This is a genomic window from Aminobacter sp. P4_D5 (assembly GCF_056401815.1).
Genome location: NZ_JBFUIP010000001.1, coordinates 50,089 through 75,645 on the forward strand (window position 1 = coordinate 50,089; position 25,557 = coordinate 75,645).

The window sequence follows — 25,557 nt, forward strand, 5'->3', positions numbered from 1 at the left end:
ATGCGCAAGACCGGCAAGCTCGACTATATCGAAATGGCTGCGGTTGGCGGCACGCTCGACCATGTCAAATCCTTCTACAGCGCGGCCTTTGGCTGGACCTTCACCGACTACGGCCCCGACTATGCTGCATTCGCAGAAGGCCTCGACGGCGGGTTCCAGGCTCAAGTGCCAGCCAAGCCGCTGCCGATTCTCTATTCCGAAGCGCTGGAACAAACGCTTGCCGCGGTCGAAGAGGCCGGCGGTACGATCGTCAAACCGATCTTTTCTTTCCCCGGCGGGCGGCGTTTTCACTTCGTCGATCCAGGGGGCAACGAGCTCGCCGTCTGGGGCGAATAGTCAGCACATTCAGATAAGAAAAGCGGCAAAGGCGCGATTGTGCTTTTGCCGCGTACTGCATATAAGGCGGCGGTCGATTGACTCGCCTGCGGCTCATAGTTGTCAGCCAGCGGCTTGTTGGGGCGTCGCCAAGCGGTAAGGCATCGGTTTTTGGTACCGACATTCCCAGGTTCGAATCCTGGCGCCCCAGCCATATCTTTCCTGAAAATCTCCTTCGTTCTTCGCTGGCCGGCAGCAAAGTCGCCGACTATCAGGCGCACACCCAACCAATGCAAAAAAGGCCCCGGATTTCTCCGGAGCCTCTTCTCATTACGTCCCTAGCACGCCTCAGTGGTGAGCCGGTTCGGCCATCTGCTTGGCGTCGGGCTCCTCGACATGCGCGGCCAGGTCCTTGCGGGCGATGAAGGTATAAAACATCGGCACCACAAACAGGGTGAAGACCGTTCCGACGAGCACGCCGCAGAAGATCACCAGGCCCATCGAGTAACGCGCGGCAGCGCCAGCACCCGAAGCGAGGATCAGAGGCACGACGCCGAGCGCCATGGCGGCCGTTGTCATCAGGATCGGACGCAGGCGAACCTTGGCCGAAGCGATGATCGCCTCACGCCGCGACAGGCCGTGTTCCTCGCGCTGCTGGTTGGCGAATTCGACCAGCAGAATGCCGTGCTTGGTGATCAGTCCTATCAGTGTGATCAGGCCGACCTGGGTGTAGATGTTCAGCGTCCCGAGCCCGAGATTGAGYGGCACGATGGCACCGAAGATCGCTAGCGGCACCGACATCATGATGATGAGCGGGTCGCGGAAGCTCTCGAACTGTGCTGCCAGAACCAGGTAGATCACCACGATCGCCAGCGCAAAGGCGATCAGGATGGTATTTCCCTGTTCGCTTTCCAGACGCGATTGGCCGGAATAGTCGATGAAGAAGCCGGCCGGCAGCAGCGGCCGGGCGATATCCTCGATCGTCTTCAAGCCGTCGCCGGTGGTCACGCCGGGCACAGGCAGCGCCGAAATCGTCGCCGAGTTGAGCTGGTTGAACTGCTCGATCGAAGCAGGTGACGAGTTTGTCTTGATCGTCACCACAGCCGACAGAGGCACCATCTGGCCGTTGACGCTGCGGACGTAGAACTCGCCGAGCTTTTCAGGGTTGCCGCGATACTGATCAGGCACCTGCATGATGATGTCGTAGCTGTTGGAATCGCGATCGAACTGGGCGATCGAACCACCACCCACAAGCAGGCTCAGCGTCATGCCGATGTCGCGCACCGACAGGTTGAGCGCTGCGGCCCGGTCGCGGTCGATGGTCACCGTCACCTGCGGCGCGTCGAAGGACAGCGAGTTCTGCACGACGATGAAGCGACCCGAGGCCTGGGCCTTTGCCTTGATTTGCTCAGCCACCTCGAAGACCTGGCTCGGATCGCCTGTCGACTGGACGACGACCGAAATCGGCAGGCCGCCGCCGGCACCCGGCAAGGACGGAGGCGCAAAGACCAGTGCTTCAACGCCGCTGACCTTGGACAGGCGCGCCTGGATATCCGCCTGAATCTCCTTTTGCGAACGCGAACGGTCGGACCAATCCTTGAGTGCCCAAACGGAGAAGCCCGAATTGGTGGCGCCGCCCATGCCGACGATGGAGAAGTTGGTCTTCAGCTCAGGCAGATCCTTGGTCAGATCGCGGATCTGGTCGGTGTAGAGACTTGTATATTCGGATGTTGCGTAGCGCGGCGCAGTCACCAGCGCGAACAATGCGCCGGAATCTTCTTCAGGCGCCAGCTCATTCGACGTCTTGAAGAACATGAAGGCGGTGACCGAAACAAGCGCGATGACGATCAGCAACGTCACGGGACGATAGTTGAGCGAGCCCGACACCAGCCGCTCGTAGCGGTTGGCGATGCGCTCGAACGTACGGTCGACGAACTTTGCAAACCGGCTGTGGTTGCCGGCCTTCAACATCCGCGCCGACATCATCGGGGTGATCGTCACGGCGATGAAGCCGGAGAGGATGACAGCGCCGGCAAGCGTGACCGCAAACTCGCGGAACAGCGACCCGGTCAGGCCTCCGGTGAACATGAGCGGGGCGAACACCGCAGCGAGCGTGATGGTCATGGCGACCACCGGGCCGAAGATCTCGCGCATGCCCTTGAATGCCGCCTGCATCGGCGACATGCCGTCTTCGATGTGTCGATGGATATTTTCCACCACCACGATGGCGTCGTCGACCACCAGGCCGATCGCCAGAACCATGGCCAGCAGCGACAGCAGGTTGATCGAATAGCCCATCATCAACAGGATGAAACAGACACCGATCAGCGACAGCGGAATGGTCACCACCGGCATCAGCACCGAGCGGAACGAGCCGAGGAACAGCAAGATCACGACGATGACGATCGCGACCGCCTCGGCGATGGTCTTGAACACCTCGTCGATCGACGCGCTGATCGTCTCGGTCGAGTCATAGACCATGGTGATGGTCATACCTTGCGGCAAACTCGCGCTGATCGCCGGCAACTCCTTGATCACCGCAGCAGCGGTGGTCAGCGGGTTGGCCGAAGGTGTCGGGAAGATGCCGATGAAGGTGCCCGGCTCGCCGTTGAAATTGACGACGGTATCGGTGCTTTCGGCCGCCAGCTCCACGCGGGCCACGTCACGCAACCTGACGACATCGCCATTGCTGGACTTGAGCGGCAGCTCGCCAAAGGCCTCTGGCGTCTGCAGCGTCGACTTCATGGTGATCGAATAGGCAACGTATTCGTTCTTGGTCTTGCCCGGTGCGGACAGGAAGTTGGACGCATTGATCGCCTGAAGAACCTCAGGGGCCGTCAGACCGCGCGCTGCGAGCTTGATCGGATYGATCCATACCCGCATCGAGTATTTGGCCGCACCCAGGACCTGCACCTCGGCCACGCCCTCGATGGTCGAGACGCGTGGACGGATGACGCGCTCGATATACTCGGTCAGTTGCTCGGCGGTCATGTTGGGGTTCTGCATCGCCAGATACATGATGGCGAACTGCATGCCCGTGCCCTTGACGATCGTCGGATCCTCGGCGTCGGTCGGCAGTTGCCCGCGCACCTGCTGGACCTTGGACATGACCTCGGTCAGCGCCGTATCCGGATTGGAGCCAAGCTCCATCTGTACGGTCACGGTGCTCGACGAAGGGCTGCTCTGCGAGGTGACGTAGTCAATGTTCTCGGTGGTCGCCACCGCAGCAGCGATCGGTGCTGTGATGAAGCCCTGGATGAGGTCCGCACTCGCGCCCGGATAAACGGTGGAGATGGTGATCACCGTCTCCTCGACCTTCGGATATTGCCGGACAGACAGGTTGAACAGCCCCTGGAAACCCAGGAGCAGGATCATGAGCGCTACGACCGTCGAAAGGACGGGACGGCGGATGAAGATGTCAGAGAAACTCATTTGGCAGCTGCCTTCGCATCGGTCGAGGCAACGGGAGAGACCGTGTTGTCGACCTTGACCGGGGTGCCGTTGGAGAGCCTGTTTTGTCCGGCAACGACGAGTTCGTCACCGAAGGAAACACCTTGCGTTATCTCGACGCGGCCTTCCGAACGACGGCCAACCTTGACGAAGATCTGCTTGACCACGAGCGCTGGCTCGGCCTGTTCCTTGGCCGGCGCGGCGGCTGCTCCGGAAGCTTCGGCCGTCTCTGCAGGTTTCACCACATAGACAAAATCACCGTAGAGGCTGGTGGTCAGGGCTGTCAGCGGTACGGCTACGACACCGTCTTCCTCGGGAAGCACGACACGCACGCGCACGAACTGGCCCGGGCTCAGCTTGCCATCGGGGTTGTCGATTTTCGCGCGGACAGAAACGAGGCGGCTTTGCGGGTCGACCTTCGGATCGATGCCGACCACCGAACCAATGAACGGCATTTCGGCGTCAGTGACACCGAAACGCACAGGCTGGCCGATCTTCAAAAGGCCAAGCTGCTGCTCGGGAATGGCGAAATCCGCCCGCATCGTGTCGATGTCCTGAAGCGTCGCCACGATGGTCCCTGGCTGGAGATATTGACCGACGTCGACCTTCGGAATGCCGATCGTGCCGGAGAACGGCGCGCGCAATTGCTTCTGGTCGAGCACCGCCTGCAGCTTCTCGACTTGCGAGGCCGAGGTGGACGCAGCCGCGCTAGCCGAGTCGCGTACGACATCGGAGCCGACACCGCGCTGCTGCAAGGCAACTGCCCTTTCAAACAACTGCTTGTCGAGCGCTGCCTGCGTCTTGGCGGCGGCCAGGTCTGCCTGCTGCACGCTGTCGTCGAGCTGAATGAGCACGTCGCCCTTGTTCACGCGCTGGTTTGCCGTGAACTTGATCTCCTTGACGATGCCAGTTGTTTCGACCGTGAGGTCGACACCTTGGGATGCAGCGACCGTGCCGATCGTTTCGATGCCGGGCGTCCAGGCAGCGGGCTCGACCTTGGCGGTCGCCACTGTGACTGATGCGACAGGCATGTTGGCGAAGAATTGCTGGATTGCATTGTCGCGGAACATGTTGAAACCAACGATGCCGCCGCAAACGACGACGAGCAATACGATCGCGATGATGAGACGCTTAATCAAAGGAGATCCCCAATCGGTAAGGAATCGGCACCAGGGCGGGCCGCAATGCACATGTTGGACTTTTTTCTTGGAAAGCCCAAGCGCGAGGGGCTTACTGTACCGGCTGGACGGTATTGTCAATCCACGATAATGTGATGCGAACGGAGACACCACCAATGTCGGGCCACAGACCAAGCTCTCGCGAAAAAATCCTCGCCGCCGCCGCGGAACTGGCGGATATCGTCGGCCCGGGCCACCTGTCGCTCGATGCTGTCGCCCAGCGCGCCGGCGTCTCCAAAGGCGGGCTCCTTTACAACTTCCCCACCAAAGCGAAGCTGATGCAGGCCCTGGTTCAGGACTATCTCAAAAGCTTCGAGGACGCGCTCGCGGCAAAGGCGGCCAGCAAAAGCAGTGATACGCCCGACAGCAGCCTTGCCGCCTACATCGAACTGTCCGCCGAGGAATGTGGACAGAAGCAGCCATCCGCGGCAGGCGTACTCGCGGCCCTTGCCGAAGACCCGGATTTCCTCAATCCCGTCAGGGATTTCAAGCGCCATCTGCTCGACCGCCTGAAGGCGGAAACGCCCGACCAAGCCAAGCTGATCGTGGCGTTTCTGGTCATAGAGGGGCTGCGTAGCATGAAGCTTTTCGACATGGACATACTCCATGAAGATGAACGCAACATGGCGATCTCTTATCTGCTCGCCGAAGCGGCTGTATGACAGGTCACAGATAACGTCATCAACCCGCGTTCACGATTTTCTCACTATACGTTGGGCAATTTTTGTGAGATTCAACCGCAGCATAAAACATCGTGCATTCGAACGCATGGCCATGCTGCCCAATGATCATGCGCTAATTTAGCGGTACACCCTTTAAGTGAGCCACTACATGACTTCGCCTTTGCCCGTCACGTTCGTCGTGACAGTGGATGTCGAAGCTGGGCCTCGTCGGAAATCGGCGCATGCACAGCTTTCAGCAATTGCCTGGCCTTTCGCCTTCGTCGAAGGGCTGACGCCACAATCCGCTGAAACCATTGACCTTTATGATCCGAAGCGAAACCGCAGGCGCTCGAAGCGCCCGCTTGCCCCGGCTGAAGTGGCGGCCTATGCCAGTCACCGCAAGGCGATGCGCGCATTCCTGGATACGGATGCAGCGATAGGACTGATCCTGGAGGACGACTTCCGCCTGCTCGAACCAGCCGCTTTCGCAGCGCGCGTCTCAGCACTCCAGACAGCGCCGGTCGAATGGGACATTCTCAAGCTCTTCGACTTCCAGGAGCGCCCGGTTGTGGAATCGGTTGGCGTAGCGGACATCTCGATCGTGTCGCATGGCAGCCCGACTGCTGGCATGGTCGGCTACCTGATCACACGGCGTGGCGCGGAGCGCATGCTCAGCCGGCCGACCGTCTACCGGCAGATCGACGAGGACATCAAGTTCTTCTGGGAACTGGACCTGCGGGTGCTGTCGGTTCAACCCAATCTCGTCACCGATGTCAGCCATGAGCTTGGCGGCAGCATGATCGAGGCGGAGCGCACGGAGATCAAGCAGCAGCGGCATTGGACGGTGTCGGTCAAAGGGCTAGGCCAGACAGTGCTGCGCCAGTTCAACTATCGCCGCTACCGCAAGCACTACGGCCTCAAGCTCAAAAACCCTTGAACCGCGGGGCTTAGCTCGCCTCGCGCAGGGCCTCGGCCGCCTGGAGGTCGACCGACACGAGCTGGCTCACGCCCTGCTCAGCCATAGTCACGCCAAACAGGCGGTTCATCCGCGCCATGGTGATCGGGTTGTGGGTGATGACGACAAAACGCGTCTCGGTCGACGCCGCCATCTCGTCCATCAGGTTGCAGAAGCGCTCGACATTGTGGTCGTCGAGCGGTGCATCGACCTCGTCGAGCACGCAGATCGGCGCCGGGTTGGTCAGGAACACGGCGAAGATCAGCGCCATTGCCGTCAGCGCCTGTTCGCCGCCTGACAAAAGCGTCATCGTCTGCGGCTTCTTGCCGGGCGGGCGGGCGAGGATTTCAAGTCCGGCTTCGAGCGGATCCTCCGACTCGATGAGCTGAAGCTCGGCAGTGCCGCCGCCGAACAGATGGGTGAACAGGCGCCTGAAATGGCCGTTGACCAGGTCGAACGCCGCCAGCAGGCGCTCGCGGCCCTCGCGGTTCAGCCCCTGGATGCCTTGCCGGAGCTTGCGGATCGCTTCGATGATGTCCTCGCGCTCGGAGACGATTGCCTCCAGGCGGTCGGACAATACCTTTTGTTCTTCTTCGGCGCGCAGATTGACTGCGCCGAGCCGCTCGCGCTCGATCTTGAGGCGCTCCAGCGTCCTTTCGATCTCGCCGGGATCGGGCATCGGGCCATCGGCTTCGAGACCGGTGTGGCGAATGACCAGATGCGGCGGCGTATTCAGCACTTCCTGGATGCGCGCCTCGACCTCGCGACGGCGCTCGTCGGCGGCAGTCAGGCGTTCTTCGGCACGGGCCCTCGCCTCGCGCGCTTCGGCGAGCCCCTGGATCGCGACAGTCGCAGCCTTGTCGAGCACCGCCTGCTTATTTTCCGCATCCTGAAGTCGGTCGGACACTTCCTTGCGCAGAGCCTCGGCTTGCGTCAGTTGCGACATCAGCGCCCGGCGGCGGGCATCGAGTTCGTCGGGCGCCTCAGCCAGCAGCTCGCGCTCGGCAGCAGCCTCCTCGCGCCGTTCGGCTAGCGCATCGATCTGCTCGGCGGCACTTTCAGCGCGCAGCACCCAGCTCTGGCGCTCGGCAGCGATGGCCGTCAGCCGCCGCGTTCTCGCCTCTGCTTCGCGATTGAGGCCGTCATGCACGGCTCGCGCGTCAGCGACCGCTGACCTATCACGARCGACCGCGCCGGAAAGCTGCTCAAGCCGCACTTGGAGATCGGCGAGATCAGGCGCCGAGCCAAGCATGTCCTCGGCTTCGACGTAGCCGGCCTGCGCCTCCTCATGCGCATCGGCGACACGAGCGCGCGCTTCGTCCAGGGCCGCGCGGCGGCTGGTCAGCTCGCCGGCAGCCTTTTCGGCCTGGGCAAGCGCGTCGCGCGCCGCACCGACCTGATGCTGCGCGTTGCGCCAAGCCTGGCGCGCCTGCCGTTCGGCTTCGGTGTTTTCGCGCACGGTATTTTCAGCGCGCGCCAAACCTTCTTCAGCAGCTCGAACCAGGAGCGTCGCCTCGACCGCCTCGGCATCGAGTTCGGCCAGGCGATTCTTCTGGGCAAGGCGCTGCGCAGCAGCCGTCGGTGCGTCGGCACTTGCGGTCAGCCCATCCCAGCGCCACAACCCGCCTTCGCGGCTGACCAGACGCTGGCCGGGCGCGAGCAGCGGCTGAAGCCGTGCCGCATCAGCGGCATCGATGACGCCAATCTGGGCCAGGCGGCGCGCCAGCTGGTGCGGCGCACGTACCACCTCAGCGAGGCTACGCACGCCATCGGGCAGCTTCGGGTCGCTTGCGGCTGGCTTGGTAACGCCCCAGTGGACGGGAGCGGCGCGGTCGAGAGCTGCTTCAAGGTCGTCGCCAAGTGCCGCACCTAGGGCCGTCTCGAAGCCGCGCTCGACGCCGATCTGTTCCAGCACGGCCGGAAAAAGATCGCCCGAAGCGGCGTTGATGATCTTGGCCAGCGTGCGCGCCTCGGTCTCGATGCCCGCGAGTTCGGCCTTGGCCTCCTGCAACGGCGCACGAGATGAAGCCTCCGCCTGCCGTGCCTCAATGACAGCGCGCTCGGCCTCGGTGGCGGCGAACTCGGCCTCTTCGAGCGCCTCTTGGGCGGCCTCGGCCTGCATCTGCTTTTCCGCCGGGTCGGCGAGCGCTGAAATGCGCGCGGCGATTTCGCCGGCCTCGCGATCAAGCTCGGTTAGCTGGCGGGCAAAACGGTCGCGGCGATCGGCGGCATCACGCATGGCGCGTTCGGCCTGGGTGCGACCGGCAGCGGCCTCGGCGCGCTCGGCTGTAGCGCGACCAAGCTCGGCCTCGGTCAGCGCCAGCGTCGCCATCGCCTCTTCGAAGGCCGCGCGGGTATGCGTCTCGCGATCAGTGGCGCCGGCATTTTCGTCGTTGAGCGCCTTCTCCTCGGCATCGAGGCGCGACAGGATCGCGGCATTGTCGCCGATCATGCGCTGCTCCCGGACGATGTCGGCGTCGAGCTGCTGCAGGCGCCGGTCGAGTTCGCTCTGGCGTGAGTTGATGCGGCCCGCCTCTTCCTCAAGCTGGGAGCGGGCAATGGAAAGGCGCTGGAAGGTCGCAGCGGCAGCAGCCGCGGCATCTCGCATCTCGGGCAGCTTGTGGGCGCCGATGGCCTGATCCCTGGCGGCCGCCATCTGGGCGGCGGCGCGGTCGCCGACAAGAGCGGTGGCGGTGGCAAGGGCCGACTGGGCCTCGCCTTCCTGAACTTTGGCCAGCGTCCAGCGCAGATGCAGCAGCGTAGCTTCCGCCTTGCGAATATCGGCCGACAGGTTCTTGAAGCGCGAAGCCTGGCGCGCCTGGCGCTTCAGGCTTTCAATCTGGCTTTCGAGCTCCCCAACGACATCGTCGAGGCGTTCGAGGTTCTGCTCGGCGGCGCGCAGGCGAAGCTCGGCCTCGTGGCGGCGCGTATGCAGGCCTGAAATGCCGGCCGCCTCCTCAAGCAGCGCGCGGCGCGCCTGGGGTTTTGCCTGGATCAGCTCACCGATGCGGCCCTGCCCCACCATCGAGGGCGAGCGCGCGCCGGTCGACTGGTCGGCGAACAGCAGTTGCACATCCTTGGCGCGGGCTTCCTTGCCATTGATGCGATAGATGGAGCCGGCCTCGCGCTCGATGCGGCGCGACACCTGCAATTCGTCGGCGTCGTTGAAAGAAGCTGGCGCGGTACGGTCGGTGTTGTCGAGAAACAGCGTCACTTCGGCGGTGTTGCGTGCCGGCCGCGTGCCGGAGCCCGAGAAGATGACATCGTCCATGCCCGAAGCGCGCATGTTCTTGTATGAGCTTTCGCCCATCACCCAGCGCAACGCTTCGACCAGATTGGACTTGCCGCAGCCATTCGGCCCGACGATGCCGGTGAGGCCGCGTTCGATGACGAACTCGCCGGGCTCGACGAATGATTTGAAACCGAGGAGGCGGAGGCGCGAAAACTTCATTCGCGCCGTTCCGCACGGAAGGGTGCACCGAAGCTGCGTTGCCTCGGCGCCATGACCCTATCAGAGCATGCCGTCGATAACCGCCGACATTTCTTCAATCGTCATTGCCCCTTTGTAGACATTCCCGTTGATGAAGAAGGTCGGGGTCGAGTCGACCTTGAAATCCTTCTCGCCGCGGGCGCGCACTGCCCTGATATCGTCCAGAAGCTTCTGGTCAGTCAAGCAGGCCTCGAACGACTCCTGTGTAAAGCCGGCGAGCTTGGAAATCTGCAGCAGCGCATCCTTGGGCGTCTGCGAAGCCGCCCAATTCTGCTGCTGCTTGAACAGCACGTCGACCATCGGGAAGTAGTTATCCTTCGAGCAGCGCGCAAGCATGAAGCCTGCTTCGGCCAGCGGATCGAAGGGGAACTCGCGGTAGATCAGCCGCACCTTGCCAGTGTCGATGTATTTGGTCTTGAGCGCCGGCAACGTCGTCTCGTGGAAATGCGCGCAGTGCGGGCAGGTCATCGAAGCATATTCAACGATGGTGACCGGCGCATCGGCCTTGCCCAGCGACATGTCAGGCAGGCTTCCGGCTTCGAGCAGCTTGGCCATGTCGACCGAGCCCTGCGAGACGGGAGCCTTAACAGCAGGTGCTGCCGGCGCAGCTGGCGTTGCTGCTGGAGTCGCCGGTTCGGCAGGCTTGGCGGGCGTTGCTGCGTTGGCCTGCTCGCCGGAGTCGCTGCAAGCGGAAAGCAACGCTGCTGCCGATACGGCTGCGAGCCCGGTAAGTGCGGTCCTGCGAGAAATGGAACGGAGCATACGAATCACCTGACGATGGTTGGATTTTGCGATGTTCAGATACGTGAAAGCGATAGTTGGCGCGAATTAAGGCATGGCTGTCCCCAAACCAATCGCCATTATCCGCACGTGCGATCACAAATACGCGAGAAAGACGGCAAATTCTACTTTCGGCTGCCCAGGATGCTCGCCCCAAGCTTTTCCAGCGAAGCCTTCAGGCCCTCGTCTTCTATGTACTGGACCGTTCCCGCCAGCTTGCCCTGCTCGGCCTCGGTGAGCTTGCGCAGGCGCGGGCGAGCCTTGGCCGCTGCCGAAGAGACCGGCTTCTGCACGATGCGAATGCGGCCGATGGCGTTGAAGCCGAGATAGGAATTGACCCGGCCGATGATCTCGCCGGTCTCGTGCTGGAGGTGAAGCGCTGCCGGTCCCGAGCAGGCAACGATCAGCACCGCCGGCTCGAACGGGTCGTCCTCATGCATGCGCCGCGGCCATTGGATCTTTTCGGGCCTTGTGTTGTGGGCCAGGCGCGGGCCGACGATCTCCTCCCATGACTGGACGAGGCCTACCGAGATGCCGGTGCGCTTGCGCAGGACCGGATCGAGGATGGCATTTGCCAGATCGCTGACCGGAACGGGATTGCCCGTCCACCTTTTCCCTGCCATGTCGTTCTCCAGAAATGACCCTGTCGACACGCAACGCCGAAGGCAGTCCACCCCATCAATGGCATCCCGAACCGATCCCCGCAAGCACGCCACTGATGTGGACGGCACCATCGCCACCTTGTTGCTCGACTGGTATGACGTTCATCATCGCGAGTTGCCCTGGCGCACGGCCCCAAGCGACCTGAAGCGTGGCATCAAACCCGACCCATACCGTGTCTGGCTCTCCGAAATCATGCTCCAGCAGACCACCGTCGAGGCGGTGAAGCCCTATTTTCGGGCATTTCTGGACAAATGGCCCGATGTCGGTGCTCTCGCCACTGCCGAAACTGAAGACGTCATGAAAGCCTGGGCCGGGCTTGGTTATTACTCCCGCGCCCGCAATCTCAAGGTCTGCGCCGAAACGGTGGCGCTTATGCATGACGGACGCTTCCCCGACAGCGAAGATGGTCTGCGCACCTTGCCCGGCATCGGGCCCTATACGGCCGCAGCAATCGCCTCCATCGCCTTCAACCGGCCTGCGGCGGTTGTCGACGGCAATGTCGAGCGCGTGGTCACGCGGCTGTTTTCAATCGCAACGCCCCTGCCCCAGGCCAAGGTCGAAATCCGTGCCCGTGTCGAACGCATGCTGGCCACCGCGCGACCTGGCGATTTCGCCCAGGCGATGATGGATCTCGGCGCCACCATCTGCGCGCCACGCCGCCCGCGCTGCATACTGTGCCCACTTCGGTCCGATTGCAGCGCGGTCGTCTCAGGCGATCCCGAGTTCTACCCGGTCAAACCGGCCAAGGCGGAACGGCCGCAGCGACGCGGTGCGGCCTTCGTCGCTGTCAGGAGTGACGGTGCAGTGCTTTTGCGCAAGCGTCCGGGCAAGGGTCTGCTCGGCGGCATGACCGAGGTACCGACCACCGATTGGACCTCGCGCGTCGATGGCGCAACTGGCGCTGACAGCGCGCCTTTTGCCGCGAACTGGCAGCGCGCGGGCACCATCACCCACGTCTTCACCCATTTCGCCCTCGATCTCGACGTCTTTCGCGCCGAAGCGGCCTCGGATCAGGCGCCAGACGGCCACTTCTGGTCGGCAGCCGCCGACCTCGCTGGGGAAGCCTTGCCAAGCGTCATGAAAAAAGTCATCGAAGCTGCCATACCGGGTGCTACGAAACGAGGACGCTAGCGAAGCCATGAGCGAAATCCGCCACATCGTCTACGACATCGGCAAGGTTCTGATCCACTACGACCCCGACCTGCCTTTCAGCCGCATCATCCCCGATCCGGTCGAGCGCCGCTGGTTCTTCGACAATGTCTGCACCAGCGAGTGGAACATCGAACAGGATCGCGGCCGTACCTGGGAAGAGGCTGAAGCGCTGCTGATCGCCGATTTTCCCGAGTATGAAAACAGCATCCGCGCCTTCCGCCTGCACTGGCACGACATGGTGCCGCATGCCTATGACGACTCCGTTGCCTTGATGGAAGGGTTGGTCGACGCCGGCCACGACGTCACCATGCTGACGAACTGGGCATCCGACACGTTTCGTGAGGCGCGCGGTCGCTTTCCCTTCCTCGAACGGCCGCGTGGCGTGACGGTTTCCGGCGACATCGGCCTGATCAAGCCCGACCGCCGCATCTACGACCGCCACGTAGCGTCCTTCGATCTCGACCCGAAGGCTTCGCTGTTCATCGACGACAGCCAGAAGAATGTTGATGGCGCCATCAATGCCGGCTGGCAGGCAGTGCTGTTCACAAATGCGAAGACGCTCGAGGCGGACCTCGAGCGTCTCGGGATCGGACGGTGACTGGAAACCCGCCGATCTGCAAAATCCGGAGCGCCTAGGCTCCCGGAATTCGAGCTTTTACTGCAGGATCTGGAAAGCTTCTGCAGGGCCAGAACTGGCTGGCCATGGTGCCTGCGCAGCCGCGCCGGATGCCCTTCGAGGCCCGGCGCGACGCTTGATCGATCAGGCCCCAGCCTTTTCCATGCCGACGCGCACGATGCGGCGCAATTCGTCGATCTGGGTCAGGCCGCCGGCACGCTCATAGTGCCAGAAGGTCCAGCCGTTGCAGGCGTCCAACCCTTGAACCGCAGCACCGACGCGATGGATCGAGCCGGCGGTGTCGCCGATCGACAGCGTACCGTCGGCCCGAACATTCGCCGCCCAGCGCCTCTTGGCGTCGTAGAGCGTGGTGCCCGGCGTCAGCAGTCCCATGTCGAGGAGGCTGCCGAACGCGACACGCGGTTCCGCGCGCTTGCCGGTCAAGACGGTTAGCGTCGGGCCATCGAGCGTCCGCACCGAGGCGATGCGCTCCTGGGCCGCGTCGATGTAAGCCTGTTCGCGCTCGATGCCGACGAAGTGGCGGCCGAGGCGTTTTGCGACTGCACCGGTCGTGCCGGAACCGAAGAACGGGTCAAGCACGACGTCACCCGGCTGGGTCGAAGCCATCATGATGCGAGCCAGCAGCGCCTCCGGCTTCTGCGTCGGATGCAGCTTGTTGCCGTCGTCGTCTTTCAGCCGCTCGCCGCCGGTGCAGATCGGAAACAGCCAGTCCGAGCGCATCTGAATGTCGTCATTCGAGGCCTTCAGCGCGTCGTAGTTAAAGGTGTAATTCTTGCCCTTCTGGTCACGCGAGGCCCAGATCATCGTCTCATGGGCGTTCTGGAAGCGGCGGCCGCGGAAATTCGGCATCGGGTTGGTCTTGCGCCACACGATGTCATTGAGCATCCAGAAGCCGAGATCCTGCATGATCGCGCCGACGCGGAAGATGTTGTGGTACGAGCCGATGACCCAGATGGTGCCGTTCGGCTTGAGCACGCGGCGGGCAGCCAAAAGCCAGGCGCGGGTGAAGGCGTCGTAGGCGGCGAAGCTTTCGAACTGGTCCCAATGATCGTCGACCGCGTCGACCTTCGACTGATCCGGGCGATGCAGGTCGCCGTCGAGTTGAAGGTTGTAGGGCGGGTCAGCAAAGATGACGTCGACCGAGGCCGTCGGAAGCTTGTCGAGTGCGGCGATGCAGTCGCCCTTGATAATGGTATCGAGCCATTCAGAGCGCTGTGGCGTGCGGGAAAGTTGGCTAAGAGGACGCACTGCTGACATTCTGACACCCGGCTGACGCGTTACTGTTTACTCGCTGTTATGGTTACCGATCAGCGTAAATAATTGGTGAAGCCGCCGCCCGAATTTGCGGATCGGGCCAGAATGGTGTAATCGCCGCGCCTTGAACTTTTCCGCCCGCGCCCCGGCGCCGACCCCATTTTCCGGACCGTCATGACCCAGCCAGACCTAGTGATATTCGATTGCGACGGCGTGCTCGTCGATTCCGAAATCATCGCCGCCCGCATCGAGGCAGAGCTTCTGACCTCAGCCGGCTTCGAGATCACCGCTGAGGAGATCGCCGAGAGCTATGCCGGCCTGACCTTCAAGGACATCCTGCTCAGGATCGAGGAGAAGTCGGCGATCCCGTTCCAGGCTTCCCTGATCAGCCAGGCCGAGGATCTGGTCGACCGCCGTCTCAAGAACGAAGTCCGCGCCATCGACGGCGTGCACGAAGCAGTGGCTTCTGTTACAGCCCCGCGCTGCATCTGCTCCAATTCGACGAGCGAGCGCATCGAGATGATGCTTGAGCGCACCCGCATCCTGCCGCTGTTCAAGGGCCGCATCTTTTCGGCACTGGAAACGCCGAGCAAGAAGCCGAAGCCTTCGCCCGACGTCTTCCTGCATGCGGCAAAAACCTACGGCGTCGATCCGGCCAAGACTTTCGTCATCGAGGATTCGGTGCACGGCATATCAGGCGCGGTTTCAGCCGGCATGCGCGTCATTGGCTTCACCGGCGGCGGACACAGCTATCCAGGTCATGCCGACATGCTGACGGAGGCTGGTGCTGAAACGGTGATTCGCCGCTGGGCCGACCTTGGCGGCGTGCTTGAGGCTCTCAGCATGTGGTCGGAAAACGCCTGACCGTTTTCCGACTAACCAGGCCTGTGCCAGATCCGATCGACAAAATCGGCGATCAGGGGCGCGATCTCCGGCAAATTCTCTTCAAGCGCGAAGTGCCCGGTGTCGAACAGATGCAGCTCCGCTTCGGGTACGTCGCGGAGATAGGCATGGGCACCCGGCTCGGGGAAGAAGGGGTCGTGCCGGCCCCATAGAATCAGCGTCGATGGCTGATGTTGCCGGAGCCAGGCCTGCCATTCGCCATAGCGTGCGACGTTGCTGTGGTAGTCCAAGGCCAGATCGATCTGCGGCCGCTTGCGGCCGGGCAGGTCGAGGAAATGCTGGTCAAGCGTCCAGCCATCGGGTGCCAGCAATTCGGGCCTGCCAACGCCAATCTCATACTGGAAGCGCGTGCCCGCAAGGGTAAGCAAGTCCCGGATCGTCTGCTCGGTATTCGGCTGGTCAGGCCGCAACGCAATGAAGTCGCGCGCGCCGTCCGACAAACCCTCCTCATAGGCATTGCCATTCTGGACAATCAGGCCGGCGAACCATTCGGGATGCCGTGTCGCCAGGCGAAAGCCAACCGGTGCGCCAAAATCGAACAGATAGGCCACGAAGCGGTTCAGCCCCAATCCTTTGACAAACCCTTCCATCGTGTCGGCGAGCTGGTCGAAGCTGTAGACGAATGTTCCGCCCGCGCTTGCCGGCTGCGGCATGTCGCTATGGCCAAACCCCGGATAATCCGGCGCGATCACCCGGTAACTGTTGCCGATGGCATCGATCAGCCGGCGAAACTGATGCGAAGCCGAGGGAAAGCCGTGGAGCAGCAAGATCACGGGCGCATTCGCGCCGCCATCGGCCGGTATCGACTCGCGATAGAATATCCTGACACCACCGACGTTAAGATGGCGATGGATCACGCGGGGAAATGCCAGGGCTGTCATTTCACATGCCTTTCGTCTAGAATTATGCATTAGCAACATCCGCCAAGTCGACTAATGTGTCAATGATGATTTTAGGAGTTAGCATGAGTGCAGATTTCACAGCGCTGACCGGCGAACTGCTTGGGCTGGATCTGGTCAACACGCGCGCCCGCAGCGGTGCGGACAGCATCGACCACCTGGCGACGCCGGACGGCTTGCGGGCGTGGATCGCGCTGGAAGCGGAGCGGCTGCAGGGCTTTGGCGGAGAAGCGCTGGTGGCGGTCTCGCAAGCCGATCTTGCCCTCATCCACGCAGTACGCGAATGCGCAACCAAGGCGATCGACCATGTCCGCCACGGCAAGGCGCCGCCAGACTCAAGCCTGCACGGGCTCAACCAGGCGCTGAGGGCAGCGCCGTTGCATCTTGAGCTTCAGTGGAACGGATCGTCGATGGCAGTACGGCCCAAGCGCAGCGGTTCGGTTATCGCCGATCTCGCTGCCTGCCTGGCGGAAGCAGTGGCGCAAGTGCTTGCCGATCCTGCAGTCGCCAGCATCCGCAAATGCGAAGCCGAGGACTGCACGATGCTGTTTTTGCCGGCAAGCAGCCGCCGGCGCTGGTGCGCGGCGGCGCGTTGCGGCAATCGCATCCGCGTCGCGCGCTACTACCAGCGCCACAAGGACAGCTGACCCGTTTGGTTCAGCGTTACTGCTTGGCGGACTTCTTGGCCGGGGCGTCGTCAAAGCCCGCGAAGATCTGAATGTCGCGCGCGGTCGGGATCGGAATCACGACATTCGGTACCGTGAAGACGAACTGGGTGGCCGTCGACGGGTCTGTGACCTGCACGACGTTCTTGTGAAGCTGCGAGTAAAGCACCTCGGTGCCGCGGGTCACAGCAATGCGGATCGGCATGTTGACCGTGCCCGCGCCACCGGCCGGACCGACCACCACCTTGCCGGCAACCCCCACCTTGATGGTCATCTGACCATCGGCGCGCGTGCAACTGCGGGTGACGTCGGTGATCGCTGATTGATTTACCAGCTTGGCCGGGTCGTCCTGGCCACCCTTGGCGTAGCTGTTGAAGAAGGCCGTGCCGTCACGCAATGTGACACCAGGGCAATAAGCGAGCAACTCGCTGGCCAGAATCTTGCCCTCATCGGCGGCAACCTGCTTGGGATCCTTCGGGGCGGGGCTAAAAAGGCCGCCGCTGCCGCCAGATTGGCAACCTGCGACGGCAAACATAAAGCCGGCGGTCGCCAAAGCCGTCAGAAAACGGCCGTCGATCAAACGAAACACCATGAACTGCACTTCCCTCTCGCAAAGCAGTCGTTCTATATCAACCGCGCGGCAAAAATGMGACTGATAGAGCGCAGTTTTCCCGTCCTGCCGCAGGCAGCAGGTCGCATCGCCTTGGAACGGATAGCTATGCACTATGTGAGCACCCGCGGGGAAGCTCCCGCGCTCGGATTTTCTGACGCTGTACTTGCCGGCCTTGCCCGCGATGGCGGCCTTTACCTTCCAGCCGTATGGCCGCATTTCAGCGCAGCCGAGATTCGCGCCATGCGCGGCCTGAGCTACGCCGATCTGGCGATCAGGCTTTTGATCCCGTTTCTCGGCGGCGAAATCAAGCATGACGTCTTCGAGCGTCTGGTGCGCGAGGCCTATGGCACCTTCCGCCATGACGCGGTGTGCCCGCTGGTGCAGACCGGCGCCAACAGCTTCGTGCTCGAACTGTTCCATGGCCCCACCCTCGCCTTCAAGGACGTCGCCATGCAGTTGCTGGCGCGGCTGATGGACCATGTGCTTGCCGAACGCGGCCAGCACGCGACCATTGTCGGCGCGACCTCGGGCGATACCGGCGGCGCTGCGATCGACGCCTTTGCCGGACGTGAACGCACCGACATCTTCATCCTGTTCCCGCACGGACGCGTCTCGCCGGTGCAGCAGCGTCAGATGACGACGTCGACGGCGGCAAATGTCCACGCGCTGTCGATCGAGGGAAACTTCGACGATTGCCAGGGTCTGGTCAAAGACATGTTCAACGACCACGGCTTCCGCGACCGGGTGCAGCTGTCTGGCGTGAACTCGATCAACTGGGCCCGCATCATGGCCCAGATCGTCTATTATTTCTCCTCAGCCATTTCGCTCGGYGCACCCGACAGGCCGGTCTCCTTCACTGTGCCGACCGGCAATTTCGGCGACATCTTCGCTGGTTATGCTGCAAAGAAAATGGGCCTGCCGATCGACCAGCTGGTCATCGCCACCAACGACAACGACATCCTCGCCCGCACGTTGAAGAGCGGCGAATATCGCCAGACCGGGGTCGTGGCCACCACCTCGCCGTCGATGGACATCCAGGTGTCATCGAACTTCGAACGCCTGCTGTTTGAGGCCTCCGACCGCGACGCGGCGCTCGTGCGCCGCTACATGGCGGGCCTCAAGCAGTCGGGCGCCTTCACCATCGAGGCGAAGTCGCTCGCCGGCATCCGCGCTGAATTCCAGGCCGGCCGCGCCGACATGGACGAAACCGCAGCGACGATCCGCTCGACGCTCGACAAGAGCGGCTATCTGCTCGACCCGCACACCGCAACCGCCGTGCATGTCGCAGCCAGCCAGCCCAAAAGCGACATGCCGATGGTGGTGCTCGCCACTGCTCATCCGGCCAAATTCCCGGCTGCCGTGAAGGCTGCCTGCGGCATCGAGCCCAACCTGCCAAAATGGCTGTCGGGGTTGATGGAACGTAAGGAAAAGTTCACGGTACTTCCATCAGAGATAAAAATGGTGGAAGATTACATTAGCCGCCGCACACGAGCGGCGGGTTAGGGAGTATGCGTAATATGGGTGTTGAGGTAAGCCGTCTGTCGAACGGCCTGACAGTAGCCACTGAAACACTTCCAAGCGTAGAGACTGTAGCTCTCGGCACATGGGTCAAGTCCGGCGCGCGTAATGAGCGCGACGACGAGCACGGCATGGCCCACCTGCTTGAGCACATGGCGTTCAAGGGCACCAAGAACCGCACCGCCTTTGAGATCGCATCGCAGATCGAGAATGTCGGCGGCGAGATCAACGCCGCAACGTCAGTAGAAACGACGTCCTTTTATGCCCGCGTCCTGGCCGACGACGTGCCACTGGCAGTCGACATCCTGTCCGACATCCTCCAGGATTCCGAGTTCGATCCGAACGAGCTTGAGCGCGAACAGCACGTGATCCTGCAGGAAATCGGCGCCGCCCACGACACGCCCGACGACATCGTCTTTGACCGCTTCACCGAAACCGCCTTCCGTCACCAGACAATCGGCCGCTCGATCCTGGGCACGCCCGAGACGGTGAAATCCTTCACCTCGGCGCAGCTTCACGATTTCATGCAGCGTCAGTACGGCGCCGAGCGCATGGTCATAGTCGCTGCCGGCGACGTCAAGCATGACGATTTCGTCCGCCACGTCGAAAAGCGACTCGGCAATTTTCGCCCCAAGGCCGAAAGCGCCATTCCGCAATATGCGCAATATGTCGGCGGCGACTTCCGCGAAGACCGCGACCTCATGGACGCGCAGATCGTGCTCGGCTTCGAAGGCCGCGCCTATCATGTCCGCGACTTCTACGCCTCGCAGGTTCTCTCGATGATTCTCGGCGGCGGTATGTCGTCGCGGCTGTTCCAGGAAGTGCGCGAGAAGCGCGGCCTGTGCTACTCGGTTTATGCATTCCACTGGGGCTTTTCCGACACCGGCATTTTTGGCATCCATGCCGCGACCGGCCAGAGTGACATCGCCGAACTGATCCCGGTGATCATCAACGAACTGCAGCGGACCGGCGAAAGCATCCTGCTCGAAGAGCTTGATCGCGCCCGCGCGCAGTATCGCGCCGGCCTCATCATGTCGGCCGAAAGCTGCTCCAGCCGCGCCTCGCAGATCGCACGCCAGCTTCTTCTGTTCGGCCGCCCGATCGCCAAGGAAGAGCTGATGGAACGCCTGGCGGCCCTTACCGTCGAGCGCCTGACCGACTTGTCGTCGCGCCTGTTTTCGACCCGCCCGACGATTGCGGCGGTCGGACCTGTCGGCACGCTGGCGCCCTACGAATCAATCCTGGACACGCTGCCGGGCGTACAGGCGACCACCCGCAAGCTCGCCGTCTGAGCAGACTTTGCGCATATGTTTTCGCTCTCGCTTTTTCGCCGCGAAACTCCGGCACTAAAAGGCGAACGCGTCAGCCTGCGCATGCCGACTTGGCGCGATTATCACGAATGGATGGCCCTGCGCGCCGAAAGCCGCGCGTTCCTCGAACCGTGGGAGCCGCGCTGGGCACCGGACGAGCTTGATCGCTCGGCCTGGCGTGTCCGGATTTCGCGCTACCAGGACGAATATATCCAGGGCACGGCGGCGGCCTTTTTCATCTACGAAAATTCGACCATGAAACTCGTCGGCGGCATCACGCTTGGCAACATCCGCTACGGCGTCGCCCAGACCGGCCACATCGGCTACTGGATCGGCGAACGTTATGCTGGTCAGGGCTTCATGGTCGACGCTCTCAGGCTTGTGGTGCGACATGCCTTCGATACGCTTCGGTTGCACCGGATCGAGGCTGCCTGTATCCCCGACAATGCACGTTCCGTACGCGTGCTTGAAAAAGCCGGATTCCGGCGCGAAGGACTTTTGCGATCCTATCTCAGGATCAACAGCGAATGGCATGACCACTATCTCTACGCCCTGATTGCGGACGATCCGCAAGCTGTCACCATGAAGGCTTGAACTTGTCGAAGCATTTCCTGCTGGCGCCCTTGTTTGCGCTCATTGTTTCCATGATCGCCAGCGTCTGCGCGGTGTCGCAGGCATGGGCCGTGGAGCCGATCAAGATCTCTCGTGACGACGTCGCGCTCAACCTTTCGGGTGCCGTCGAGATCTACCGCAACCAGGGTGAAAACTTTCAGGTTTCGACAGCACCGGGCGTCGACGGCATCGTTCGCCGCATCGAGGTGGAGGCCAACGACAAGCGCTCAACCGGTGACTGGGCGGTGTTTGCGCTTGCCAACACCACCGACCAGGTGATCGACCGGCTGATCGTTGCGCCGCATTTCCGTCTCGTCGGCTCCGGCCTGATCTGGCCCGACCTCGGCTCCAGCCGCATTGCCGCCATCACGCCCAGCGAAGGCTTCGCGCTCGACCGCCAGGCAAGCCCCGACGCCGACGTGTTCCTGGTCACGCTCAATCCGAACTCGGTAGTGACCTTCATCGCCGAGCTCTCCTCGCCCAAGCTGCCGCAGGTCTATCTGTGGGAACCTGAAGCCTACAAGGACACGGTCAATTCCTACACGCTGTTTCGCGGCATCGTCATCGGCATTGCCGGCCTTCTGGCACTGTTCCTGACCATCCTGTTCGTGGTCAAGGGGACCTCGATGTTCCCGGCCACCGCAGCGCTCGCCTGGGCGGTGCTTGCCTACATCTGCGTCGATTTCGGCTTCCTCAACAAGGTCATAGAGGTCTCGCCCGGCAACGAGCAGATATGGCGAGCGGGCACGGAGGTGGCGCTCGCCGGTACCTTCGTCGTCTTCCTGTTTGCCTATCTCAACCTCAACCGATGGCACGGCCATTTCAGCTATGGCGCCTTCGTCTGGGTCATCGGCCTGCTTTTGATCGCCGGTGTCGCCATTATCGATCCAGCGGTTGCCGCCGGCATCGCACGCATTTCCTTCGCTGCCACCGCCATCACCGGACTCGGGCTCATAGTTTACCTCAGCATCCGTGGTTATGACCGCGCCATTATGCTGGTGCCCAGTTGGGCGATGGTGCTGATCTGGCTCAGCGGCTCGTGGATGGCGATCACTGGCGTTTTGGACAACGACATCGTCCAGCCAGCACTCGGCGGCGGCCTGATCCTCATCATCCTGCTTATCGGCTTTACCGTCATGCAGCATGCTTTCGCCGGCGGCGGCGCCCATCAGGGCCTATTCAGCGACATGGAACGCCAGGCGCTGGCGATCTCCGGCTCAGGCGACATCGTCTGGGACTGGGACGTGCTGCGCGACCGCGTCGTGACCCGCCCCGATGTCTCGCTACAGCTAGGGCTCGCGCCCAACAGCCTGGGCGGTGCGGCGCGCAACTGGCTGCCGGTGCTGCATTCCGACGACCGCGACACCTTCCGCACCACGCTCGACGTGGTGCTGGAGCATCGCCGCGGCCGCGTTGCGCAAAGTTTTCGCCTGCGCGGCGCCGACGGTCACTATCACTGGTTCTCGCTCAAGGCGCGGCCGGTGATCGGTTCGGACGGCGAAGTGATCCGCTGCGTCGGCACGCTGGTCGACGTCACTGAGCAGAAGAAATCCGAAGAACGCCTGCTGCACGATGCCGTGCACGACAATTTGACCGGCCTGCCCAACCGCGAACTGTTCATGAACCGGCTGGAGGCAATCATCTCGATTGCCCGCACCGAAGAGAAGGTACGTCCGTCGGTCTTCGTCATCGACATAGACCGCTTCAAGCTGGTCAATGACGGGCTTGGCATTTCGGCCGGCGACACCATCCTTTTGACCATCGCGCGCCGCCTGCACCGGTTGCTCAAGCCCAAGGACTCGCTGTCGCGCTTCGCCGGCGACCAGTTCGCACTGATGCTCCTGTCCGAACAGGACCCTTCGCGCATCGCCGTAGTCGCCGACGCGATCAAGCAGGCGATCAAGGCGCCGATCACTTTCGCCAAGCGCGAGATCGTGCTCACCGCGTCTGTAGGCCTCATCACCTGGACCACGGCCCAGGCCTCGGCCGAAGACATGGTCAAGGATGCCGAACTCGCCATGCATCAGGCCAAGCGTTTCGGCGGCGACCGCATCGAGCCGTTCCGCCCGGCTTTCCGCACCGTTGGCACCGACCGGCTGCAGCTTGAATCGGACCTCCGCCGCGCCATCGAGCGCAAGGAATTCACGCTTGCCTACCAGCCGATCGTACGGCTCGAGGATGGCAGCGTCGCCGGCTTCGAGGCCCTGCTACGCTGGGATCACCCGCGCCGCGGCATGATCCCGCCGGGCGACTTCATTCCAGTCGCCGAAGGTTGCGGCTTGATTGTCCAGCTTGGCTTGTTTGCCATGCAGCGCGCCGCCGACGACCTCGCCGATTGGCAAAAGCAGATCAGCGACGCGCCGCTTTCGGTGTCGGTCAATCTGTCGAGCCGCCAGCTCATCCGCCGCGACCTCGTCAGCGACGTCCGCTCGGTCATCGCCAGGGCCAATCTCAAGCCGCGCTGCTTCCGCCTCGAACTCACCGAATCGCTCGTCATGGACAATCCCGAGCAGACCAATCACGTCCTGACCAAGCTCAAGCAGCTCGGCATCGGCCTGTCGCTCGACGATTTCGGTACCGGTTATTCGTCGCTGTCCTACCTGACGCGCTTCCCCTTCGACACGATCAAGATCGACAAGAGCTTTGTCGACGACACCTCGCCCAAGCGTGCGGTGCTGATCAAATCGATGGTCAACATGGCGCATGAACTGGGGATGTCGGTGGTCGCCGAAGGCATCTCCGATGAGAGCGATGCGCTCGAACTGCGCCAGATGGGCTGCGAATATGTGCAGAGCTTCATGTTCGGCGCGCCTATTCCCGGCGACCAGGCCCTGAAGATGCTGAAAGAGCAGTACCCGCTTGCTCAGGCGTGACCGGCTGCACTGCTGAGCCGCGCAAGGTCGATGCCGAGCGTGGCGAGGATGCGGTCGTATTTGCGGTCGATGTCGGTGTCGAACAAAAGCTCCGGCGTCGCCGGACAGGTCAGCCAGCCGTTCTCGGCGATCTCGCTTTCAAGCTGGCCGGCACCCCAGCCGGAGTAGCCAAGCGCCATCAGCGCATGGCGCGGCCCGCGCCCTGCGGAAATCGCTCGCAAGATGTCGACCGTTGCGGTCAGGCAGATCTCTTCCGAGACCGGCAGCGAGGACTCGACCTTGTAGTCGTCGGTATGCAGCACGAAGCCGCGGCTGCGATCGACAGGCCCGCCATTGCGCACGATGAAATCCTTGGCCTTCATCGGCAGCCGGATCGCCTCGTGCTCGTCGAGTATGCCGAGTTGAACCAGCAGGTCGGGAAACAGAAGTGGCTGGACCTGGTTGATGATCAGGCCCATCGCGCCCTCGTCGCTGTGGGCACAAATGTAGATGACGGCACGCGAGAACCTGTCGTCCTTCATCCCCGGCATGGCGATGAGGAACTGGTCGTCGAGAAAACCGTGCTGTGAAGCACCCTTTTTCTGGCGTAAGAGGTCCATAGCAAGAACCTAACGCGTTTCCCGGCTTCTTGAAAGATGGCGATAGGGTCGCGGCGTTCATCTTTTCAAAGGCAACGTCACGCAAATATGATGCGATGTGTTGGCGCTCCCTGTTGCGGACGCTGCGGGAGCCTATCAAATCAGCGCCATGAAAATTGCATTAGGTTCCACTATCTGCCTGGGCTCGGCCTTGCTTGCCGCTGCCCCTGCCCACGCGTCGTCGTCGGCCTGGTTCGAGGCCGAAGGCGGGCGTTTCCGCCTCGTCACGTCGGGCGCTCCCGACGCCTCGGGCAAGCTCCAGGGCGTGCTCGACATCGAGCTCAAGCGCGGCTGGAAGACATATTGGCGCGACCCCGGCAATTCCGGAGTGCCGCCGCTGATCGACGTGACGGCAAGCCGCAACGTCTCGGCGGCGGAGTTTTCCTATCCCGCCCCGCAACGGCATGACGACGGCTATTCCAAATGGGCCGGCTATGACTATTCGGTGCGCCTGCCGGTCAGCTTTACTATTCCCGCAACCAGCGAGCCTTCAATGATCGCCGCCGATGTTTTCCTTGGCGTTTGCGAAACCATCTGCGTGCCGGTGCAGGCGCGCCTTGAAGTCGTTCCGGCTGCCGATCCCGACAACGCCGACGATGCCGCACTGGTGAAGGCCGCCCTTGCAGCCCTGCCGGCGGTCGCACAGCCCGAATTCGGTGTGATCGTGAAATCCAGCGAGGGCGAACACATCTCGCTCCTTGCGTCCTCCCCGGGCGCGCCAGAGGCCGTCGACGTCTTCATTGCCGGCACGGACGGCTATCAGTTCGGCACGCCCGTGCGGCATCTGGAGACAGGAAAGCCGGTCTTCACGATCAAGGTGCTCGAACGCCCGGCCACGAAACCTTCCGGCAAGGGCATTCCTTATACGCTGACGAGTGCTGCCGGCGCGGTCGAAGGATTCTTGCCCTACCCCTGAGCAAGATGCGCCCAACTTCCTACATCTGGCCGGCCATTGGATAAAACGCGCATCTGCGCTAGTTGGGATGCGCG

At 62.4% G+C, this 25,557-nt stretch carries 21 protein-coding genes and 1 tRNA gene; 13 read left to right on the plus strand and 9 right to left on the minus strand.

Translation table 11 applies throughout. From position 1 onward, the window contains the following. Both AC1DWF_RS00205 and AC1DWF_RS00210 read left to right on the plus strand, forming a co-directional pair. Positions 1–336 carry a VOC family protein gene (locus tag AC1DWF_RS00205; RefSeq protein WP_476782751.1) on the plus strand — a complete coding sequence of 112 codons (336 nt, stop codon included), beginning with the start codon at positions 1–3 and terminating at the stop codon, positions 334–336. Between the two features lie 118 nt (positions 337–454). After that, positions 455–529, plus strand: a tRNA-Gln gene (locus tag AC1DWF_RS00210). Positions 530–663: 134 nt separating this feature from the next. Here the strand turns inward: AC1DWF_RS00210 and AC1DWF_RS00215 are convergent. Together AC1DWF_RS00215 and AC1DWF_RS00220 are read right to left on the minus strand one after the other, a co-directional pair. Continuing rightward, positions 664–3,747, minus strand: a complete 3,084-nt coding sequence (locus tag AC1DWF_RS00215; RefSeq protein ID WP_476841372.1) for an efflux RND transporter permease subunit — start codon at positions 3,745–3,747, stop codon at positions 664–666. Beyond that, entirely contained in the window at positions 3,744–4,904 is a 1,161-nt protein-coding gene (locus AC1DWF_RS00220; protein WP_476782749.1) for an efflux RND transporter periplasmic adaptor subunit, read from the minus strand. Before AC1DWF_RS00220 ends, AC1DWF_RS00215 begins: the two co-directional genes overlap by 4 nt. Positions 4,905–5,059: 155 nt before the next feature. Here AC1DWF_RS00220 and AC1DWF_RS00225 point away from each other — a divergent pair, with 155 nt between their 5' ends. Together AC1DWF_RS00225 and AC1DWF_RS00230 are read left to right on the plus strand one after the other, a co-directional pair. Further along, positions 5,060–5,605 (plus strand): TetR/AcrR family transcriptional regulator, encoded by a 546-nt coding sequence (locus AC1DWF_RS00225; RefSeq protein WP_476787518.1) that lies wholly within the window; start codon positions 5,060–5,062, stop codon positions 5,603–5,605. 169 nt (positions 5,606–5,774) lie between these two features. Further along, positions 5,775–6,542: a glycosyltransferase family 25 protein gene (locus AC1DWF_RS00230; protein WP_476782747.1), complete on the plus strand. Its 768-nt coding sequence runs from the start codon at positions 5,775–5,777 to the stop codon at positions 6,540–6,542. 10 nt (positions 6,543–6,552) lie between these two features. Here the strand turns inward: AC1DWF_RS00230 and smc are convergent, their stop codons facing one another. The 3 genes from smc to AC1DWF_RS00245 form a co-directional block, all read right to left on the minus strand. Continuing rightward, positions 6,553–10,011, minus strand: a complete 3,459-nt coding sequence (gene smc, locus AC1DWF_RS00235; RefSeq protein ID WP_476841373.1) for a chromosome segregation protein SMC — start codon at positions 10,009–10,011, stop codon at positions 6,553–6,555. Between the two features lie 60 nt (positions 10,012–10,071). Further along, positions 10,072–10,812 (minus strand): DsbA family protein, encoded by a 741-nt coding sequence (locus AC1DWF_RS00240; RefSeq protein ID WP_476781516.1) that lies wholly within the window; start codon positions 10,810–10,812, stop codon positions 10,072–10,074. A 143-nt stretch (positions 10,813–10,955) separates the two neighbouring features. Then, positions 10,956–11,453 (minus strand): DUF721 domain-containing protein, encoded by a 498-nt coding sequence (locus tag AC1DWF_RS00245; protein WP_476781515.1) that lies wholly within the window; start codon positions 11,451–11,453, stop codon positions 10,956–10,958. A 58-nt stretch (positions 11,454–11,511) separates the two neighbouring features. Between AC1DWF_RS00245 and mutY the strand changes: the two genes are divergently transcribed. Both mutY and AC1DWF_RS00255 read left to right on the plus strand, forming a co-directional pair. After that, a complete protein-coding gene (gene mutY / locus AC1DWF_RS00250; RefSeq protein ID WP_476781514.1) occupies positions 11,512–12,624 on the plus strand; it encodes an A/G-specific adenine glycosylase in 1,113 nt (370 codons plus the stop codon). A gap of 7 nt (positions 12,625–12,631) precedes the next feature. Next, positions 12,632–13,243, plus strand: coding sequence for an HAD family hydrolase (locus tag AC1DWF_RS00255; RefSeq protein ID WP_476787520.1), 612 nt, complete (start codon positions 12,632–12,634; stop codon positions 13,241–13,243). Positions 13,244–13,405: 162 nt separating this feature from the next. Here AC1DWF_RS00255 and AC1DWF_RS00260 read toward each other — a convergent pair whose 3' ends face one another. Beyond that, positions 13,406–14,539: a DNA methyltransferase gene (locus AC1DWF_RS00260; RefSeq protein ID WP_476781512.1), complete on the minus strand. Its 1,134-nt coding sequence runs from the start codon at positions 14,537–14,539 to the stop codon at positions 13,406–13,408. Positions 14,540–14,710: 171 nt separating this feature from the next. Here AC1DWF_RS00260 and AC1DWF_RS00265 point away from each other — a divergent pair, with 171 nt between their 5' ends. Then, on the plus strand, positions 14,711–15,400 hold the full coding sequence (locus tag AC1DWF_RS00265) for an HAD family hydrolase (RefSeq protein WP_476781511.1): 690 nt from the start codon (positions 14,711–14,713) through the stop codon (positions 15,398–15,400). A gap of 11 nt (positions 15,401–15,411) precedes the next feature. Here the strand turns inward: AC1DWF_RS00265 and AC1DWF_RS00270 are convergent, their stop codons facing one another. Next, a complete protein-coding gene (locus AC1DWF_RS00270; RefSeq protein ID WP_476781510.1) occupies positions 15,412–16,320 on the minus strand; it encodes an alpha/beta fold hydrolase in 909 nt (302 codons plus the stop codon). Positions 16,321–16,403: 83 nt separating this feature from the next. On the opposite strand from AC1DWF_RS00270, the gene AC1DWF_RS00275 reads away from it, so the two are divergent. Further along, on the plus strand, positions 16,404–16,985 hold the full coding sequence (locus AC1DWF_RS00275; protein ID WP_476781509.1) for a CGNR zinc finger domain-containing protein: 582 nt from the start codon (positions 16,404–16,406) through the stop codon (positions 16,983–16,985). Positions 16,986–17,001: 16 nt separating this feature from the next. Here the strand turns inward: AC1DWF_RS00275 and AC1DWF_RS00280 are convergent, their stop codons facing one another. Continuing rightward, positions 17,002–17,604: a hypothetical protein gene (locus tag AC1DWF_RS00280; protein ID WP_476841374.1), complete on the minus strand. Its 603-nt coding sequence runs from the start codon at positions 17,602–17,604 to the stop codon at positions 17,002–17,004. A 117-nt stretch (positions 17,605–17,721) separates the two neighbouring features. On the opposite strand from AC1DWF_RS00280, the gene thrC reads away from it, so the two are divergent. The 4 genes from thrC to AC1DWF_RS00300 are packed head-to-tail and all read left to right on the plus strand — an operon-like array spanning position 17,722 to position 23,929. Next, positions 17,722–19,119, plus strand: coding sequence for a threonine synthase (gene thrC, locus AC1DWF_RS00285; protein ID WP_476781507.1), 1,398 nt, complete (start codon positions 17,722–17,724; stop codon positions 19,117–19,119). Between the two features lie 14 nt (positions 19,120–19,133). Continuing rightward, positions 19,134–20,426, plus strand: a complete 1,293-nt coding sequence (locus AC1DWF_RS00290) for a M16 family metallopeptidase (RefSeq protein ID WP_476781506.1) — start codon at positions 19,134–19,136, stop codon at positions 20,424–20,426. Between the two features lie 15 nt (positions 20,427–20,441). After that, positions 20,442–21,038 (plus strand): GNAT family N-acetyltransferase, encoded by a 597-nt coding sequence (locus AC1DWF_RS00295; RefSeq protein ID WP_476781505.1) that lies wholly within the window; start codon positions 20,442–20,444, stop codon positions 21,036–21,038. Between the two features lie 50 nt (positions 21,039–21,088). Beyond that, positions 21,089–23,929: an EAL domain-containing protein gene (locus AC1DWF_RS00300; protein WP_476781519.1), complete on the plus strand. Its 2,841-nt coding sequence runs from the start codon at positions 21,089–21,091 to the stop codon at positions 23,927–23,929. Here AC1DWF_RS00300 and AC1DWF_RS00305 read toward each other — a convergent pair. Then, complete coding sequence (locus tag AC1DWF_RS00305) at positions 23,920–24,528, minus strand: YqgE/AlgH family protein (protein ID WP_476781504.1); 609 nt, start codon at positions 24,526–24,528, stop codon at positions 23,920–23,922. The genes AC1DWF_RS00300 and AC1DWF_RS00305 overlap by 10 nt on opposite strands. 148 nt (positions 24,529–24,676) lie before the next feature. Between AC1DWF_RS00305 and AC1DWF_RS00310 the strand changes: the two genes are divergently transcribed. Then, positions 24,677–25,483, plus strand: coding sequence for a protein-disulfide reductase DsbD domain-containing protein (locus AC1DWF_RS00310; protein WP_476781503.1), 807 nt, complete (start codon positions 24,677–24,679; stop codon positions 25,481–25,483). Positions 25,484–25,557: the final 74 nt, after the last annotated feature.